The sequence below is a fragment of the Pseudomonas sp. BP01 genome (genome assembly GCF_022760795.1).
GTDB lineage: Bacteria > Pseudomonadota > Gammaproteobacteria > Pseudomonadales > Pseudomonadaceae > Aquipseudomonas > Aquipseudomonas putida_Q.
In genome coordinates, this window is the sequence record NZ_JAFBKA010000004.1 from 222988 (window position 1) to 238421 (window position 15434).

A 15434-nucleotide genomic window follows, 5' to 3' on the forward strand; every position below is an offset into this window, starting at 1 on the left:
CATGAATAACAAGACTCGCCCTGCTTGCTTGGGGGTATTGCTGGGAGTAGCGCTGATCGGCCTGGGCGTGGCGTATGAAAAGCTCTGGTGCGATCCCCGCGAGCTGTTGCAGGAACCTGCCGACCCGCAGGCCCTGCACCGGCTCAGCCGGGACGGCGTGACCGTGGATTTCGAGGCCCGGCCGCTGGCCGGGGGCGAGTTGAAGGAAGGCGCCTTCGCCAGCATCCGCTTCAAGGTCAGCGACCAGGCCAGTGGCCAGCCGCTGTCGGGCATGGCCCCGGGGGCGTGGATCGACCCGGCGCAGTCGGCCCCGACCGGCGACCGCAGCCAAAGCTGCAAGGCGCGGGTCGCGCTGTTTCTCAAAAGCAGCATCGGCGCCAGGCCGCTGCTCGACCTGAACAGCTACTTTTTGTTGATGCTGAACAACGACGCCAGCCTGACGGTGATTGATCCGACCGTTTCGGTGGGCGGCGTGACCAGCACCATGGCCCGCATCGACCTGCCCGGGCGGCCCATGGACTGGGTGGCTACCGGCGACGACAAGCAGGTGTTCGTGTCGATCCCCGAGCGCGGCAAGGTGGCGGTAATCGATACCGAAACCTTCACCCGCGTGGCCGACCTTGACGCCGGCGACCAGCCGCTGCGCGTAGCCTTGCAGCCGGACCAGCACCGGTTGTGGGTGGGCAACAACAGCAGTGACCCGGCCAAGGGTGGGGTGACGGTGATCGACGTGCCAGGGCGTACCACCCTGAAAAGCTTCAACACCGGCACCGGGCACCACGAAATCGCCTTCAGCGCCGACTCGCGTTTTGCCTACGTCAGCAACCGCGACAGCGGCACCCTCAGCGTTATTGATATCCCGGAAATGCGCCTGGCCAAAACCATCAAGGTTGGCCCGCACCCGCTGTCGGTCAGCTACTCGGCGCTGTCCCAGGCCGTTTACGTGGTCGATGGCGAGGAAGGCAGCGTAAGGGTGTTCGATGCCCGCAGCCACCAGCTGCGCCACACGGTCAAGGCCGAGCAGGGCCTGGGGCCAATGCGCTTCAGCAGCGATGGCCGCTACGGCGTCGTACTCAACACCCTTGAGAACCAGGCCCTGGTGATCGATGCCAGTACCGACAAGCTGATCCACCACATTCCGGTGGCGGCCGAACCCTATCAGCTGACCTTTACCAAGGGCTATGCCTATGTGCGCGGCCTGGCTTCCCCGAAAGTGACCATGATCAACCTGTCCAGCCTGGGCGAAGGGCGCTCGCCGATCGTCCAGGGCTTCGAGGCCGGCCCGGCAGCGCCGCGCCAGGCCGGCGACCTGCCATTGGCCCAGGGGTTGTCGGTGTCGCGTGATGACAACTCGGTGTTCGTGGTCAACCCGGTGGACAACACCACCTACTTCTACGCCGAGGGCATGAACGCGCCGATGTCCGGCTACAACAACCGTGGTCACCAGGCCCGTGCTGCCCTGGTCGTTGACCGCAGCCTGCGTGAGGTGGCGCCCGGGGTGTACGGCTCGACGGTGAAACTGCCCGCTGCCGGCAAGTTCGACGTGGCTTTCCTGCTTAACCAGCCGCAGATCATCCACTGCTTCAGTGCCGATGTTGCCGAAGCGCCCAATGCCGGCAAGCGCAAGGGCGCGCATGCGGAGTTCATTGGCCTGGACCAACCCATGCCACTGCACAGCGCCATTACCGCACGGGTGCGTATCGTCGGTGACGACGGTCAGCCGCGGCTGGGCCTGAACGACCTGAGCCTGCGCTACTTCCTGGCGCCGTCGTCAATGCCGCGCAACCTGCAGTTGCTGGAAGTGGGGGAGGGTGTCTATCAGGCAGCCCTGACACTGTCCGAAGCTGGCGCCTGGTACCTGCATGTGCAGTCGCCATCGTTGGGCCGCAAGTTTGCCGAAGAAAACTACACCAGCCTGCGCGTCCTGCCGGCCGCAGCGACCAGCGCTTCCCACACTGACATGAGGAGTGTGCGATGAACGCCAAGCATTGTTTCCAACTGCTGGCCCTGAGCCTGGCACTTGCCAGCAACCTTGCCATGGCCCACGCCGGCCACGACCACAAAGGCCATGCCGAGCAGCCGCCGGCGGCTCACCAGGAAAAGACCAGTGTGCGTTTTGCCGACGTCTCCCTGCTGAACCAGGACGGCATGCCGGTACGCCTGGAGAAAGACCTGGTAAATGACCATCTGGTGGTCATGGGCTTCATCTACACCAGCTGCACCACGGTGTGCCCGGTGGTGTCGTCGATCATGGGCAAAGTCCAGCAACAGCTGGGTGGCCGGGTAGGGGAAGAGATCCACATGGTGTCGATCAGCGTCGACCCTCAGCGTGACGATGCCAAACGCCTGCAAGATTACGCCAAGGCCTTCCAGAAGGGGCCGGGCTGGAGCTGGCTGACCGGCACGCCGTACGCTGTCACCGAAACCCTCAAGGGCCTGGGCAGCTTCAGCGCCGACCTCCGTCAGCACCCGCCGCTGATTCTGGTGGGTGACGGGCGAAGCGGGCACTGGACGCGGTATTACGGCTTCACCGACCCAACGGTACTGATAGAAGAAATCAACCGACTCAGCGCCCGTCGGGTGCATGCCAAGAGCACGGCCATTGCCGACCACCATGAGGTGCAACCATGAGCAATGTAACCTCCCGCCGCGGCGGCATGCGCGGTTTCGACTGGCTGGTGCTGGGCGGCTGCCTGTGGATTCTCGGCTCGATGGCGTTTGCCCATGAAGGCCATGTGGAGCAGGCGCCCGTGCCGCAGCCCGCGCCTCAGACGATGACCAGTGGCGGCGGCACCCGCGATGCCCAGACCTGGTTCACCGATACCGTACTGAAGGACCAGAACGGCCGCGAGCTGCGTTTTTACAGTGATGTGCTCAAGGACAACGTGGTCATGCTCAACGTGATCTTCACCCACTGCACCGACGCCTGCCCGCTGATCACCCGCAAGCTGCGCGAAGTGCGCGCGGCCATGGGGCCGCAACTGGCCAGCCAGGTGACTTTCGTGTCGATCAGCAGCGATCCGCTCAACGATACCCCGCAAGCACTCAAGGCGTTTGCCGAGAAGCAGGGGGTTGATGGGCCGAACTGGCTGTTTCTGACCGGTGACAAGGCCAATGTCGACCTGGTGCTTGGCCGTATTGGCCAGTTCCTGCCCAGCCCCGAGCAGCACTCCACGCAGCTGATTGCCGGCGATGTAGCGGGCAAACGCTGGAGCAAGATCCGCCCGGATGCACCGCCCGCAGCCATAGCCCAGCGCATGCAACTGCTGACCCAGCCTTTGGCAGGCCGGTGAGCATCATGCCCAATACTTCACCACTGCCGACGCGAACCCTTGTAGGAGCGGCCTTGTGTCGCGATCGGGCGCGCAGCGGCCGCAGAACCTGCGAATGTGTTTCATCAGGTCCTGCGGGTGTGCCTGTTTTGCGGCCGCTGCGCGCCCGATCGCGACACAAGGCCGCTCCTACAGGGATTCGTGCCGGCATTGAGGGAGTATTGCGCTATCTGGCATTCGCATTAGGTATTGCCATGTCTAGCGGTGCATTGGCCCTGGACCTGACCGAGCACGAACAAGCCGGCAAGCGCCTCTACCGCGAGGGGGTCTCCAGCAGCGATGCACAATTGCAGGCCCGGGTCGGCGCCAGCGACATCCGCGTGCCCGCCAGCGTGCTGCCCTGCGCCAGCTGCCACGGCAACGACGGCCGTGGCCGCGCCGAAGGCGGCGTGCGCCCACCCAACCTGGACTGGCAGCGCCTGGCACAAGGCCAGGGCGCACGCGAAGCCAATGGCCGCAGCTACCCGGCTTATACCGACCGCAGCCTGGCCAGGGCCATCCAGCATGGCGTAGACCCGGCTGGCAACCGCCTGGACCCGGCCATGCCACGCTTCGAACTGACCATGGCCGACCAGCGCAACCTCACAGCCTACCTGAAGCGCCTGGCGCAGGAGCGCGACCCCGGCATAGAGGAGGGCGTACTGCGCCTGGGCACCTTGCTGCCGGCTTCCGGCCCGCTGGCCGAAGCCGGGCAGGTGGTACGTGCAGTGCTGGAAGACGGGGTAGCGCAACTCAACCAGCAAGGCGGCATTCACGGGCGGCGCCTGGAGCTGGTCGTACTGGACCCTGGCTCCGACCCGGTCAGCGCCGAGCATGCCTTACAGCAATTGCTGGAGCAGGAGCGCGTGTTCGCCCTGATTTCGCCGTTGGCACCGATGCTCGACCCGCGTCTGGCAACCTTGCTGGCGCCACAGAATGTACCCCTGATTGGCAGTACCCCGCGCAGCGGCGGCAGCGCACAGATCTTCGACCCGCTGCCCGGCTTACCTGCGCAGTTGCTGAGCCTGGCGGGCCACGCCCGTGCTGGGTTGGGCCTGGCACCGGGCGACTTGCGCGTGGTGTACGCCGGCAACGACCAGGCGGAGGCGGCCGAGCAGGTACGTGAACGCCTGTTGCAGGAAGGCTGGGCGCCGCCCGCCATCGAGGCCTTCGACGGCCAGGCAGTGGACGGGCAGGGCATCGTCTTCCTTGGCCGCGCCCAGGCATTTGTCGAGCTGGCGACGGCGTTGCAAGCCGCGGGCCGTCAGCCCTACCTGTTCGCCGCGTCCAGCCAGGTGGCCGGCGCCGTGGCGCGGTTGCCCGAGCAATGGTCGCAACGGGTGTTCCTGGCTTACCCCTATGTCCCCGAAGACTGGACCGAGCAAGGCCTGGCCACCCTCGCCGGGCTGCAACAACGCCAGGGCCTGGACCCTCGCCAGGCGTCGTTGCAGGTCAATACCCTGTGCGCGTTGCGCCTGCTGAGCGAAGCGCTCAAGCAGATCGGCCGTGACGCCAGCCGCGAGCAACTGATTGGCGCACTGGAAGGCCTGCACGATGTATCTACCGGCCTGACCCCGGCGCTGGGCTTTGGCCCCGGTCGCCGCCAGGGCATGGCCGGTGCCCATGTGGTGGCGGTGGCCCTGCCCGGGCCGCGCTTCACCGCCGTTACCCCTTACCGGCCGGTGCCGGACAGCCTTTGAGTGGAGGTTGCCATGCGTATTGTGTTGCTGTGCCTGTTGCTGGTAATGGCCAAGGCGAGCTGGGCCGATGTACCTGCTGCACGGGTCAATGGCGTGGAGATTGGGTTGACGCGCCTGGAGCGCTATTTCAGCGAATACCTGACCGCCCAGGGCCGCGCGGTGTCCAGCATCCGCAACCCAGGCCTGTACAAGCGCCTGCGCGATCAGGCGCTGAATGAGCTGATCGACAAGGAGCTGCTGTGGCAGGAGGCGCGGCGCCAAGGCATCGTCATCAGCGACGAGCAGGTGTCGGCGCATGTCGGCGAGGTAGAAGCCGCGTTCGGCAGCCCGGCAGTTTTCGAACGGCGTCTGGCAGAGGCGGGCTTTGATAGGGCACAGTACACTGAATACACCCGGCAAGACATGGCGGCCCAGCAGGTGTATGCCCAGCTCAGCGCAGTCGACGCGCCGAGCCCGGCCGAAGTGCAAGCATTCTATGATGCCAACCGAGAAACACTGCAGGGAGCGCAGAACCAAAGTGATAACCCTTCGGTCATACACGAACAGGGCCTGGTCTTGGCCAGGGCCTCGCTCATCGGTGAGCGCGAGGCGCAAGCGCGCAAGTCCGTGCGCCAACGTTTGCGCGACTCCGCTAAAGTGGAGATCGCTGACTGAAGCCCCTGATGGCGTTTCCCCCAATGCTGGGGAATTAGGGTTTGGCAATGTGCCATCAGTTTCCCCGGTTGTGGGGAAGGGGGTGGGTGTGCCTGCCCGCCGTGTTTTGGGTGCTGGCCGGCACCTTTTGCAAATCAATGACTTACAGCGGTGCAGCATGACTATTCACGCCTGGCACGAAGCCTGCTCAAGCCTGTACAAGGGCGAACTTCGCAGACCGGGTAACCGGGCAGTTCTTGGGAGTCGACCTTGGTGAACAGAGTATTGGTAGTCGATGACGAACAGACCCTTGCGCAGAACCTGCAAGCGTACCTGCAGGCGCAAGGCCTGGAAGTTCATGTTGCCCACGACGGTGCTAGTGGTATCGAGCAGGCTGAGCGCCTGGCGCCACAAGTGATCGTGCTGGATTACCGCTTGCCCGACATGGAAGGGTTTCAGGTTCTGGAGGCCGTACGCAAGAACAGGCAATGCCACTTCATGCTGATCACCGCCCACCCCACCGTCGAGGTGCGTGAGCGGGCCGCCGAGCTGGGAGTGAGCCATGTCCTGTTCAAGCCGTTCCCACTGGTGGAACTGGCCCGTGCGATCTTCGACCTGATGGGCATCGAGCGCCGGCGCAGGGCCACGGACAACCCGGCAGAAGGGTTCGTCGAACGACGCCAGAACAGGAACGAATCGTTCCCCCTGCAGTTGTACGATGGAAGCTGGGTGTTGGCTGAGCGCCGCCGTAATGGCGCCAAGCCGCCAGGGCCCGACGACGATCAACTGCTCACAGGGGAATAGCGGCGCCCGCCCCCCTGGCTGAGCCAGCCTGCGACGCGCCCCCTGAGCGGAGTCGCAGGCCATGCCAGAAGCATTTGATGCACCAGTCTCAGCCTACCCCCGCGACCTGCTGGCCCAGGCCCGTCTGCAAGCCAGCGACGAGCGCCTGCTCAACTGCCTCGAACGTCTTGCTTGCGACAACCCCGATACCTTCACCCGTCGCCTGGGTCTGACCCTGCATTACCCGGTGCTGGACAGCCACACCCTGCTGGCCAGCAGCCCACGCTTCGACAAAGTCAGCCTGGCCGCGTGCCTGAAGCGCGAATTCGTGCTGATCGAGCAGGGCGGCCAGCTGTTGGGCGTGTTCGCCGACCCCTTCGACCCCGCCCGCCTGGCCTGGATCGACGATGTGCTGCAAGGCGCGCCGCTGTACCTGGCCCACGCCGCCGAACTGGCCACCTTCCTGGCCCGCCACGAAGAAAGCTTCCACGCCGTCGATGCCCTTGACCACGACGCCGAGGCCAGCAGCGAAGGCGACCCGCTGCAACGCCTGTCGCTGGCCAGCATCAGCGAAGACCAGAGCCGCGTGGTCAAGCTGGTCAACTCCACCCTGTACGACGCCCTCAAGCTGCACGCCAGCGACATCCACCTGGGCATGACCGGCCAGGGCCTGACCATCAAGTACCGCATCGACGGTGTGCTCAACGGCGCTGGCAAGGCCAGTGGCAGTGCTTTTGCCGACCAGGTGATCTCGCGCATCAAGGTCATGGCCGAGCTCGACATCGGCGAAAAACGCGTGCCCCAGGACGGCCGCTTCAAGGTGGCTGTGGGCGACCGGCAAATCGATTTCCGGGTATCGATCATGCCCAGCATCTTTGGCGAAGACGCCGTGCTGCGGGTGCTCGACAAGCAGGACTTGTCCGACCGGGTCAGCGGCGTGCAGCTGCAGGCCCTGGGCTTTGCCGACGAAACCCTGCGCGCGCTGCGCCGGCTGGCTGCCGAACCCTACGGCATGATCCTGGTCACCGGCCCCACCGGCAGCGGCAAGACCACCACCCTGTACGCCATGATCAGCGAGATCAACCATGGCGTGGACAAGATCATCACCATCGAAGACCCGGTCGAGTACCAGCTGCCCGGCGTGTTGCAAATCCCGGTCAACGAGAAGAAGGGCCTGACCTTCGCCCGTGGCCTGCGCTCCATCTTGCGCCACGATCCGGACAAGATCCTGGTTGGCGAAATCCGCGACCCGGACACCGCGCAAATTGCCGTGCAGTCGGCGCTTACCGGCCACCTGGTGTTCACCACCATCCACGCCAACAACGTGTTCGACGTGATCGGCCGCTTCAGCCAGATGCAGGTCGACCCCTACAGCTTCGTTTCTGCACTGAACGCGGTGCTGGCCCAGCGCCTGATCCGCCTGGCCTGCACGCATTGCTCCAGCCCCTGCGAAGTGGATGACGACACCCTGTATGGCTCGGGCCTGAGCCGTGAAGGCGTGGCCGGCTGGAAGTTCGTGCGCGTGCAGGGCTGCGGCCAGTGCCGTGGCAGTGGCTTTCGCGGGCGCAGCGCAATCGCGGAACTGCTGCACCTGGACGACGACCTGCGGCAGATGATCGTCGAGCGCCGCCCCCTGTCGCAAATCAAGACACTCGCCTGCCAGCGCGGCCTGCGCCTGCTGCGGGCTTCGGCGCTGGACCTGGTCCGCGATGGCCGCACCACACTTGAGGAGATCAACCGTGTCACATTCATCTGATCGTTTCTGTGCCGTGGTCGGCGCCGAGGGCGTCGGCTTGGGTTGCTGGCATAAACACCAGCACCAGTGGCTGGGTAGTCGCGTGTTCAGCTGCGATGCTGCTCAGCCAGCCTGGGAAGCCGCCGTCGACGCGCTGTCCGTACTGTTGGCCGAGCATGCCGTACGTGGCGCCCAGCTGCGGGTGCTGCTGTCGGCTCGCTACAGCCGCTTCTGCCTGGTGCCCTGGAGTGATGCCATCGGCCACCCGCGCGAACTGGACGCCTATGCCCGAGCCTGCTTCGAAAACCTCTACGGCCAGCCGCTGGACGACTGGCGCATCGTGCTGTCGCCCGAGCCTGCCGGTGCCGCCCGCATCGCGACGGCGCTGCCCGAAGCCCTGCTGCAACGGTTACAGGCGCTGGGCCGGGAAAGCCGCCTGAGCCTGCGCTCGGTGCAACCGTACCTGATGGCCGCCTACAACCGCTGCTCGCCACAGTTGCAGCAGGGCGACTTCCTGTTTGTACTGGCCGAGCCGCGCCGCAGCGTGCTGCTGCTGGCCGCCGGCGGCGCCTGGCAGCAAGTGCTTGCGCAAGGCTGCGCCGACAGCGACCAGGCCCTGCAAGCGCTGATCGAGCGCACCTGCGAGCTGTATGGCGAGCACCTGCCACAGGTGTACTTGCATGCCCCGGGCCGGGGCGACGTGCCGCAACTGGCGGCGGTGCAGCTGTGCCAGCCGGCCAGCGAAGCCGACCCCCTGTGCGCCATGTGGCGGGCGGTGGCCTGACATGCGCCGCCTCGAGCTGGAATTCCAACCCCGGCGCAGTGGCCCGCTGGCCTGGTCGCTGCTGGCCCTGGGCTGCGCCATCGTCGCCAGCCTGGTGTTGCTGCAACAAAACTTGCAGACCGAGCAGGTACACCTTGAGGCCAGCGTGCACAGCCTGGAGCTGCAACTGGGCCGCCGTCCGGCAACCACTGCTCCGCAAACTACTGCTGCCAGCCGTGAGCAGGCCGAGCGTCTGGCACAAATGCGCAGTGTGTCACAACAACTGCAACGCCCATGGCAGCAGCTGTTCGCCATGCTCGAAGCCTTGCCGCAGGGCGATGTCGCGCTGCTCGGCCTGACCCCGGACGCGCGCAAAGGCCAGGTCCGTATCGCCGCTGAAGCGCGCAACCTGGAAGCGATGTTGCAGTACCACCAGCGCCTGGAAGCCAGCGCGGAGCTCAGCGATGTCTCGCTGCTCAACCACGAGGTGTTGGCCGCGCAGCCTGAGCACCCGGTGCGCTTTACCCTCACTGCGACCTGGGAGACCGGCCATGCGCGCCCTTGAATCGCTGAACAGCCTGATCCTCCAGGAACGCCTGCGCCGCGTCGGCCCGGTTGGCCTGGCCGCCGCCGCCGTGGGTTTGCTGGCGGTGGGCGTGGTGTGCGCCGGGGTGCTGCCGCAGTGGCAAAGCGTGCGTGAGCTGCGCGCCACTGAAGCGGACGCCAGCGTACAAATCGAGCGAGTCAGGCGTGGCGAGGTGAAGATCGCCGTCAAGCCCGAGCAGCAGGCGCTGGACACCCTTCGCCAGCAACTGCCGGGGCAGCCCCAGGCCAGCGAGCTGATCGAGCGCCTGTACCATCTTGCCAGCGCCGAGCACATCAGCCTCGCGCGTGGTGAGTATGCCCTGGGCATTGATCCCAAGACCCAGCTGGCGCGCTACCAGATCGTGCTGCCAGTGCGCGGCAGCTACCCGCAGATTCGCGGCTTTCTCAAAGGCCTGCTGAAGCAGCTGCCCACCCTTGTGCTGGAAGACCTCGAGCTGCAACGCAAACGCATCGGCGAAAGCGAGCTGAATGCCCGCCTGCGCATGACCCTTTACCTGTCGAGGTCATGATGAACACTCAACGTGCAGTCATCTGGGCCGGTTTCCTCGGCGTGAGCGCAGTCATCGCCTGGGCACCAGGGCACTGGTTGGGCCAGGAAGACAGCGTCGCGGCCTTCGCGGGCAAGTCGGATCGCCGCACCGCCGCTCCCACAGGAGTTGTGGGCAACGCCGAACCTGTGGGAGCGGCTTTAGCCGCGAAAGGGCCGGAACAGGCCTCCAGAGATCTGTTCCCAACCCAGCAATGGACCAAACCCCAAGCCCTGGCCACCGTCACCGAACAACCCGTGGCTGTCGCGCCCATCGTGGCCGCAGCGCCGACTGCCCCAGAGCTTCCGTTCCAGTTCATCGGCCGCATGGGCAACAACGACGACCTGCAGATCTTCCTGCAGAGCGGCGAGAAACTATACGTCGTGCGCCAGGGCGACGTCATTGAAGACACCTATCGCCTTGATCGGGTATCGGCCAGCGAGCTGAGCCTGGTCTACCTGCCTTTGCACCAGTCGCAGACCTTGTCTGTCGGGAGCGCACCATGAAGTCGTCAAAGCTGTGCAAGCCTGCTCCGTTCCTGCTTGTGGCGTTGTGCGTGGCCATTGCCGGCTGCGGCTCCAGCGCGGTACGCAAGGACAGCGACCAGCTGATGAAGGAGGGCCAATACGAAGCCGGCATCGCCCGGCTGGAAGACGCCCTGCGCGATGACCCGCGCGATACCGAACTGAACATCGCCTTGGCCCACAGCCGCCAGGCCGCCGTGGAGGCACTGCTGACCCAGGCCGATACCGACCGCATCCGCCATGACTTTGCCAACGCCCGCATGGGCTATGGCCGGGTGCTGACCCTGGAGCCGAACAACCGCCGCGCCCAGGAGGGCACGCGCCAGCTGGAGCTGATCCGTACCCTCGACGAGCGCGTGGCCCTGGGCCAGGCAGCATTGCGCCAGGGCGACCTGTTCGGCGCCGAGCGCTACATGCGCGAAGTGCTGCGCCTGGACCCGCAAAACCAGAAGGGCATCGCCCTGCGCAGCGACATCGAGAACGTTCAGGCGCGCACCGCGCAGCCCTTTCCGCAGCTGCGCAGCAAGCTGGAGCGGCCGGTCACCCTGGAATTTCGCGATGCCAACCTGAAGACCATTTTCGAAGTGCTGTCCCAGGTCGCCGGCATCAATTTCATCTTCGACAAAGACATGCGCCCGGACATGAAAGCCACCATCTTCGTGCGTGAAGTGCGCATCGAGGACGCTGTGGCGTTGCTGCTAGAGCAGAACCAGCTGCGTCAGAAGATCGTCAACGACAACACCCTGATGGTTTACCCCGACTCGCCGCAGAAGACCAAGGACTACCAGGAACTGGTCATGCGCACCTTCTACCTGACCAGCATCGACGCCAACACCGCGCTGAACATGGTCAAGACCATGCTCAAGACCCGCGACGTGTTTGTCGACGAGCGCCTCAATACGCTGACCATGCGCGACACCCCAGATGCCGTGCGCATGGCCGAGAAGCTGCTGCAGTCGCAAGACCAGTCCAACCCCGAGGTGGTACTGGAGGTGGAGGTGATGGAAGTGGCTACCTCGCGCATCCTCGACCTTGGCCTGCAATGGCCCAACACCTTTGGCGTGCTGACGTCCGACGGCAAGTCGGTGAGCGTGCTCGACCAACTGCGTGGCATCGACTCCAGCCGCATCAGCATCTCGCCGGCCCCGCAGGCCAAGATCAATGCCCAGGACAAGGACATCAATACCCTGGCCAGCCCGGTGATCCGCGTCAGCAACCGTGAGCAGGCGCGCATTCACATCGGCCAGCGAGTGCCGATCATCAGCGCCACTTCGGTGCCGTCCACCCAGGGCCCGGTGATTACCGAAAGTGTCACCTACCTGGACGTCGGCCTGAAGCTTGAAGTGCAGCCTACCGTGCACCTGAACAACGAAGTGGCGATCAAGGTGGCGCTGGAAGTCAGCAACGCCACCCCGCTGGAGGCTACCCGCCAGGGCACCATCCCGGTCCAGGTAGATACCCGCAATGCCCAGACCACCCTGCGCCTGCACGATGGCGAAACCCAGGTGCTGGCCGGCCTGGTGCGCAACGACCACAACGCCAGCGGCAACAAGATCCCGGGCCTTGGTGATATTCCCGGCCTGGGCCGGCTGTTCGGCAGCAACAAGGACGACATGAGCAAGTCCGAGCTGGTGCTGGCGATCACCCCGCGCATTGTGCGCAACCTGCCGTACCAGAGCCCGTCGGACATGGAGTTTTCCACCGGCACCGAGTCGGCCATGCAGGTGCGCCAGATGGCACCACTGCCGCCGATGGATGTGCCCGGCAATGCACCCACCACCGACGACCCCGTGGTGGACAGCCAGATGGCGGTCGCCCCGGCCAACGGGAGCCCACGGCCATGAAAGCCCGCCGCCACGTGCAGGGCTTCAGCCTGATCGAAGTGGTGCTGACCCTGGCGCTGCTCGGGCTGCTGGCCAGCATGGCCGCGCCGCTGACCGAAACCGTGGTGCGCCGCGGCAAGGAGCAGCAACTGCGCGAGGCGCTGTACCAGATTCGCGATGCCATCGACGCCTACAAGCGGGCCTTTGATGCTGGCTACATCGAGAAGCGCCTGGATGCCAGCGGCTATCCGCCGAACCTGCAGGTGCTGGTGGACGGCGTGCGCGATGTGCGCAGTGCCAAGGGCGCCAAGTTCTACTTCCTGCGGCGCATCCCACATGACCCGCTGATGGCGGCCAAGGATGACGACGAAGGCGCCTGGGGCCTGCGGGCCTACGACAGCAGCCCCGACAGCCCGCGTGAAGGCGAAGACGTGTTCGACGTGTATTCCAGGGCACGCGGCAAAGGCCTCAACAACATCCCTTACGGGCAATGGTGACAGCCATGAAACGCAGCAAAGGCTTCACCCTGATCGAACTGCTGGTGGTCATGGCGATCATCGCCACGCTGATGACCATCGCCATGCCGCGCTACTTCAACAGCCTGGAAAGCTCCCGCGAAGCCACCCTGCGCCAAAGCCTGGCGGTGCTGCGCGAGTCGCTGGACCACTACTACGGCGACACCGGTCACTACCCGGACTCGCTGGAGCAGTTGGTTGAGCAACGCTACCTGCGCAACACCCCGGTCGACCCGATCACCGAGCGCAGTGATGCCTGGCAGCTGGTGCCACCGCCCGAGGGCGTGGCCGGCGGCGTGGCCGATATCAAAAGCGGTGCCACAGGGAGGGCGCGTGATGGCAGCCTCTTCGCTGAATGGTAAGGCCGAGCGCGGCTTCACCTACCTGGGCGTGCTGCTGCTGATTGCGGTCAGCAGTGTGGCCCTGGCCGCCACTGGCACGATCTGGGCCAGCGCCGCCAAGCGTGATCGCGAGCGCCAGTTGCTGTGGGTGGGCAGCCAGTACGCCCAGGCCCTGCGCAGCTACTACCGTGCCTCGCCGGGCCTGGCCCAGTACCCGCAGGAGCTGGTCGACCTGCTGCAGGACAACCGCTTTCCAAAGGCCAAGCGGCACATTCGCAGGCTGTACCCCGACCCCCTCACCAACAGCGACGAGTGGGGCCTGCTGCGCTCGATCGACGGCCGCATCACCGGCGTGCACAGCCGCTCGGACGACACCCCGTTCAAGCGCAGTGGCTTCAGCGCCGAATGGAGCGGCTTTGAGGGCCTGGAGCACTACAGCGACTGGCAGTTTGTTGCCGAGCAGGCGTTTACCGAAAGTGCAGGCGGCGTGCAGACGCATGCAGGCCCGGGAGATACGCCATGAACCGCCTGGCTGCGTTGTGCCTGTGCCTGCTGCTGATGGCGGGGGTGACCACCTCGGCCAAGGCGGGTGTTGAAGACGAGATGCAGGGTTTTATCGTTGATAACACCATTTCGCACATCGGCCACGACTTTTACTACTACTTCGCCGACCGCCTGCGTGCCACCAGCCGCCTGGACTTCAACCTGGTGGTACGCGAACGCCCGGATGCCCGCTGGGGCAGCCTGGTCACCGTGGAGTTCGAGCGTGAGGTGATGTACCGCCGCTTCCTGCCACCAAACACCACCGAGCTCAAAGACGAGGCCGTGGCAGCCGCCGACCTGGTCAAGCAGCAAATCATTCAACGCAAGCTGCAACGCCTGCTACAGGACACCACCGACTTGGAGAGGGACGAGCTATGAACCACCGCATTCCACGTTGCATTGCCGCCTGCCTGCTGGCCAGCGCTTGTGCTGCCCAGGCCACCGAGCTGGTGTACACCCCGGTCAACCCGGCCTTTGGCGGCAACCCGTTGAACGGCACCTGGCTGTTGAACAATGCCCAGGCGCAGAACGATTACGACGACCCCGACCTCAAGGACCGTGCCTCGGCCTTTACAGGCACCACGGCCCTGGAGCGCTTCAGCAACCAGCTGGAGTCGCGGATGTTGTCGCAGTTGCTGGACAACATCAGTAACGGCAGCACCGGCAGCATGGCGACCGATGCGTTTCTCATCGACGTCATCGACGATTCCGGGGCCTTGAGCATCAAGGTCACCGATCGTGCCACAGGAGAGATTTCGATCATTGAGGTCAGCGGCCTGAACCCCTGAGAGGGAAGGGCTTTTATGTTGGGGAGAGAACACCATGAAACGTCTGCTGAGCACGCTGCTGATCCTCACCGCCCTGGGCCTGCAAAGTGGTTGCAGCCTGCGCGAACCCATGTCGGCCGAACAGGACTCGGAAACCCCGACCCTGACACCCCGGGCCTCGACCTACTACGACCTGATCAACATGCCACGGCCCAAAGGCCGGCTGATGGCAGTGGTGTATGGTTTCCGCGACCAGACCGGGCAGTACAAGCCCACCCCGGCCAGTTCATTCTCCACCAGCGTCACCCAGGGCGCGGCCAGCATGCTGATGGACGCCCTGAGTGCCAGCGGCTGGTTCGTGGTGCTGGAGCGTGAAGGGCTGCAGAACCTGCTGACCGAGCGCAAGATCATCCGTGCTTCGCAGAAAAAGCCGGATGTAGCCGAGAACATCATGGGCGAACTGCCCCCGCTGCAGGCCGCCAACCTGATGCTGGAGGGCGGCATCATTGCCTATGACACCAACGTGCGCAGCGGCGGCGAGGGTGCCCGCTACCTGGGTATCGATATTTCCCGCGAGTACCGGGTGGACCAGGTAACCGTGAACCTGCGCGCGGTGGACGTGCGCACCGGGCAGGTGCTGGCTAACGTGATGACCAGCAAGACTATTTATTCGGTCGGCCGCAGTGCCGGGGTGTTCAAGTTCATCGAGTTCAAGAAGCTGCTCGAAGCCGAGGTGGGCTATACCACCAACGAACCGGCGCAGCTGTGCGTGCTGTCGGCGATTGAATCAGCGGTAGGGCACTTGCTGGCGCAAGGGATCGAACGGCGGCTCTGGCAGGTGGCGGGGGATGCGGGGGAGGGCA

At 65.0% G+C, this 15434-nt stretch carries 18 protein-coding genes; all 18 read left to right on the forward strand.

Annotation, left to right across the window (positions count from 1 at the left end; genetic code table 11):
- Position 1: 1 nt before the first annotated feature.
- Positions 2-1978 (forward strand): cytochrome D1 domain-containing protein, encoded by a 1977-nt coding sequence (locus JOY50_RS06140; protein WP_028613849.1) that lies wholly within the window; start codon positions 2-4, stop codon positions 1976-1978.
- Positions 1975-2631 carry an SCO family protein gene (locus JOY50_RS06145; RefSeq protein ID WP_028613850.1) on the forward strand — a complete coding sequence of 219 codons (657 nt, stop codon included), beginning with the start codon at positions 1975-1977 and terminating at the stop codon, positions 2629-2631. Before JOY50_RS06140 ends, JOY50_RS06145 begins: the two co-directional genes overlap by 4 nt.
- The gene (locus tag JOY50_RS06150) at positions 2628-3293 is read left to right on the forward strand and encodes an SCO family protein (protein WP_243054921.1); all 666 of its coding nucleotides are present in this window, start codon (positions 2628-2630) and stop codon (positions 3291-3293) included. The genes JOY50_RS06145 and JOY50_RS06150 overlap by 4 nt, the downstream gene beginning before the upstream one ends.
- A gap of 233 nt (positions 3294-3526) precedes the next feature.
- Positions 3527-5011, forward strand: a complete 1485-nt coding sequence (locus JOY50_RS06155; RefSeq protein ID WP_192902518.1) for an ABC transporter substrate-binding protein — start codon at positions 3527-3529, stop codon at positions 5009-5011.
- A 12-nt stretch (positions 5012-5023) separates the two neighbouring features.
- A complete protein-coding gene (locus tag JOY50_RS06160) occupies positions 5024-5665 on the forward strand; it encodes a SurA N-terminal domain-containing protein (protein ID WP_132840534.1) in 642 nt (213 codons plus the stop codon).
- Positions 5666-5914: 249 nt separating this feature from the next.
- A complete protein-coding gene (locus JOY50_RS06165) occupies positions 5915-6448 on the forward strand; it encodes a response regulator (RefSeq protein ID WP_028613854.1) in 534 nt (177 codons plus the stop codon).
- 61 nt (positions 6449-6509) lie between these two features.
- Positions 6510-8183 carry a GspE/PulE family protein gene (locus JOY50_RS06170; protein ID WP_132840536.1) on the forward strand — a complete coding sequence of 558 codons (1674 nt, stop codon included), beginning with the start codon at positions 6510-6512 and terminating at the stop codon, positions 8181-8183.
- Positions 8167-8946, forward strand: coding sequence for a hypothetical protein (locus JOY50_RS06175; protein WP_028613856.1), 780 nt, complete (start codon positions 8167-8169; stop codon positions 8944-8946). The genes JOY50_RS06170 and JOY50_RS06175 overlap by 17 nt, the downstream gene beginning before the upstream one ends.
- A gap of 1 nt (position 8947) precedes the next feature.
- On the forward strand, positions 8948-9490 hold the full coding sequence (locus JOY50_RS06180) for a pilus assembly protein (protein WP_132840538.1): 543 nt from the start codon (positions 8948-8950) through the stop codon (positions 9488-9490).
- Positions 9477-10040 carry a type 4a pilus biogenesis protein PilO gene (pilO, locus tag JOY50_RS06185; protein ID WP_132840541.1) on the forward strand — a complete coding sequence of 188 codons (564 nt, stop codon included), beginning with the start codon at positions 9477-9479 and terminating at the stop codon, positions 10038-10040. The genes JOY50_RS06180 and pilO overlap by 14 nt, the downstream gene beginning before the upstream one ends.
- Positions 10040-10564, forward strand: a complete 525-nt coding sequence (locus tag JOY50_RS06190; RefSeq protein WP_138737112.1) for a hypothetical protein — start codon at positions 10040-10042, stop codon at positions 10562-10564. The genes pilO and JOY50_RS06190 overlap by 1 nt, the downstream gene beginning before the upstream one ends.
- Positions 10561-12426 (forward strand): secretin N-terminal domain-containing protein, encoded by a 1866-nt coding sequence (locus tag JOY50_RS06195; RefSeq protein ID WP_138737111.1) that lies wholly within the window; start codon positions 10561-10563, stop codon positions 12424-12426. The genes JOY50_RS06190 and JOY50_RS06195 overlap by 4 nt, the downstream gene beginning before the upstream one ends.
- Positions 12423-12902, forward strand: a complete 480-nt coding sequence (locus JOY50_RS06200) for a type II secretion system protein (RefSeq protein ID WP_243054922.1) — start codon at positions 12423-12425, stop codon at positions 12900-12902. Before JOY50_RS06195 ends, JOY50_RS06200 begins: the two co-directional genes overlap by 4 nt.
- A 5-nt stretch (positions 12903-12907) precedes the next feature.
- On the forward strand, positions 12908-13282 hold the full coding sequence (locus JOY50_RS06205) for a type II secretion system protein (protein WP_012272103.1): 375 nt from the start codon (positions 12908-12910) through the stop codon (positions 13280-13282).
- On the forward strand, positions 13257-13784 hold the full coding sequence (locus JOY50_RS06210) for a type II secretion system protein (RefSeq protein WP_132840547.1): 528 nt from the start codon (positions 13257-13259) through the stop codon (positions 13782-13784). The genes JOY50_RS06205 and JOY50_RS06210 overlap by 26 nt, the downstream gene beginning before the upstream one ends.
- Positions 13781-14182 (forward strand): curli production assembly/transport protein CsgE, encoded by a 402-nt coding sequence (csgE, locus tag JOY50_RS06215; protein WP_132840549.1) that lies wholly within the window; start codon positions 13781-13783, stop codon positions 14180-14182. Before JOY50_RS06210 ends, csgE begins: the two co-directional genes overlap by 4 nt.
- Entirely contained in the window at positions 14179-14592 is a 414-nt protein-coding gene (locus tag JOY50_RS06220) for a curli assembly protein CsgF (RefSeq protein WP_016487339.1), read from the forward strand. Before csgE ends, JOY50_RS06220 begins: the two co-directional genes overlap by 4 nt.
- A gap of 34 nt (positions 14593-14626) precedes the next feature.
- A partial coding sequence (locus JOY50_RS06225; RefSeq protein ID WP_243054923.1) for a CsgG/HfaB family protein occupies positions 14627-15434 on the forward strand: 808 nt, incomplete at its 3' end.

Excerpts from the sequence above, each read along its gene's own strand:
- JOY50_RS06140 (WP_028613849.1), top strand. The coding sequence starts at position 2 with ATGAATAACAAGACTCGCCCTGCTTGCTTGGGGGTATTGCTGGGAGTA.
- JOY50_RS06145 (WP_028613850.1), top strand. The coding sequence starts at position 1,975 with ATGAACGCCAAGCATTGTTTCCAACTGCTGGCCCTGAGCCTGGCACTT.
- JOY50_RS06150 (WP_243054921.1), top strand. The coding sequence starts at position 2,628 with ATGAGCAATGTAACCTCCCGCCGCGGCGGCATGCGCGGTTTCGACTGG.
- JOY50_RS06155 (WP_192902518.1), top strand. The coding sequence starts at position 3,527 with ATGTCTAGCGGTGCATTGGCCCTGGACCTGACCGAGCACGAACAAGCC.
- JOY50_RS06160 (WP_132840534.1), top strand. The coding sequence starts at position 5,024 with ATGCGTATTGTGTTGCTGTGCCTGTTGCTGGTAATGGCCAAGGCGAGC.
- JOY50_RS06170 (WP_132840536.1), top strand. The coding sequence starts at position 6,510 with ATGCCAGAAGCATTTGATGCACCAGTCTCAGCCTACCCCCGCGACCTG.
- JOY50_RS06180 (WP_132840538.1), top strand. The coding sequence starts at position 8,948 with ATGCGCCGCCTCGAGCTGGAATTCCAACCCCGGCGCAGTGGCCCGCTG.
- pilO (WP_132840541.1), top strand. The coding sequence starts at position 9,477 with ATGCGCGCCCTTGAATCGCTGAACAGCCTGATCCTCCAGGAACGCCTG.
- JOY50_RS06190 (WP_138737112.1), top strand. The coding sequence starts at position 10,040 with ATGAACACTCAACGTGCAGTCATCTGGGCCGGTTTCCTCGGCGTGAGC.
- JOY50_RS06195 (WP_138737111.1), top strand. The coding sequence starts at position 10,561 with ATGAAGTCGTCAAAGCTGTGCAAGCCTGCTCCGTTCCTGCTTGTGGCG.
- JOY50_RS06200 (WP_243054922.1), top strand. The coding sequence starts at position 12,423 with ATGAAAGCCCGCCGCCACGTGCAGGGCTTCAGCCTGATCGAAGTGGTG.
- JOY50_RS06205 (WP_012272103.1), top strand. The coding sequence starts at position 12,908 with ATGAAACGCAGCAAAGGCTTCACCCTGATCGAACTGCTGGTGGTCATG.
- JOY50_RS06210 (WP_132840547.1), top strand. The coding sequence starts at position 13,257 with ATGGCAGCCTCTTCGCTGAATGGTAAGGCCGAGCGCGGCTTCACCTAC.
- csgE (WP_132840549.1), top strand. The coding sequence starts at position 13,781 with ATGAACCGCCTGGCTGCGTTGTGCCTGTGCCTGCTGCTGATGGCGGGG.
- JOY50_RS06220 (WP_016487339.1), top strand. The coding sequence starts at position 14,179 with ATGAACCACCGCATTCCACGTTGCATTGCCGCCTGCCTGCTGGCCAGC.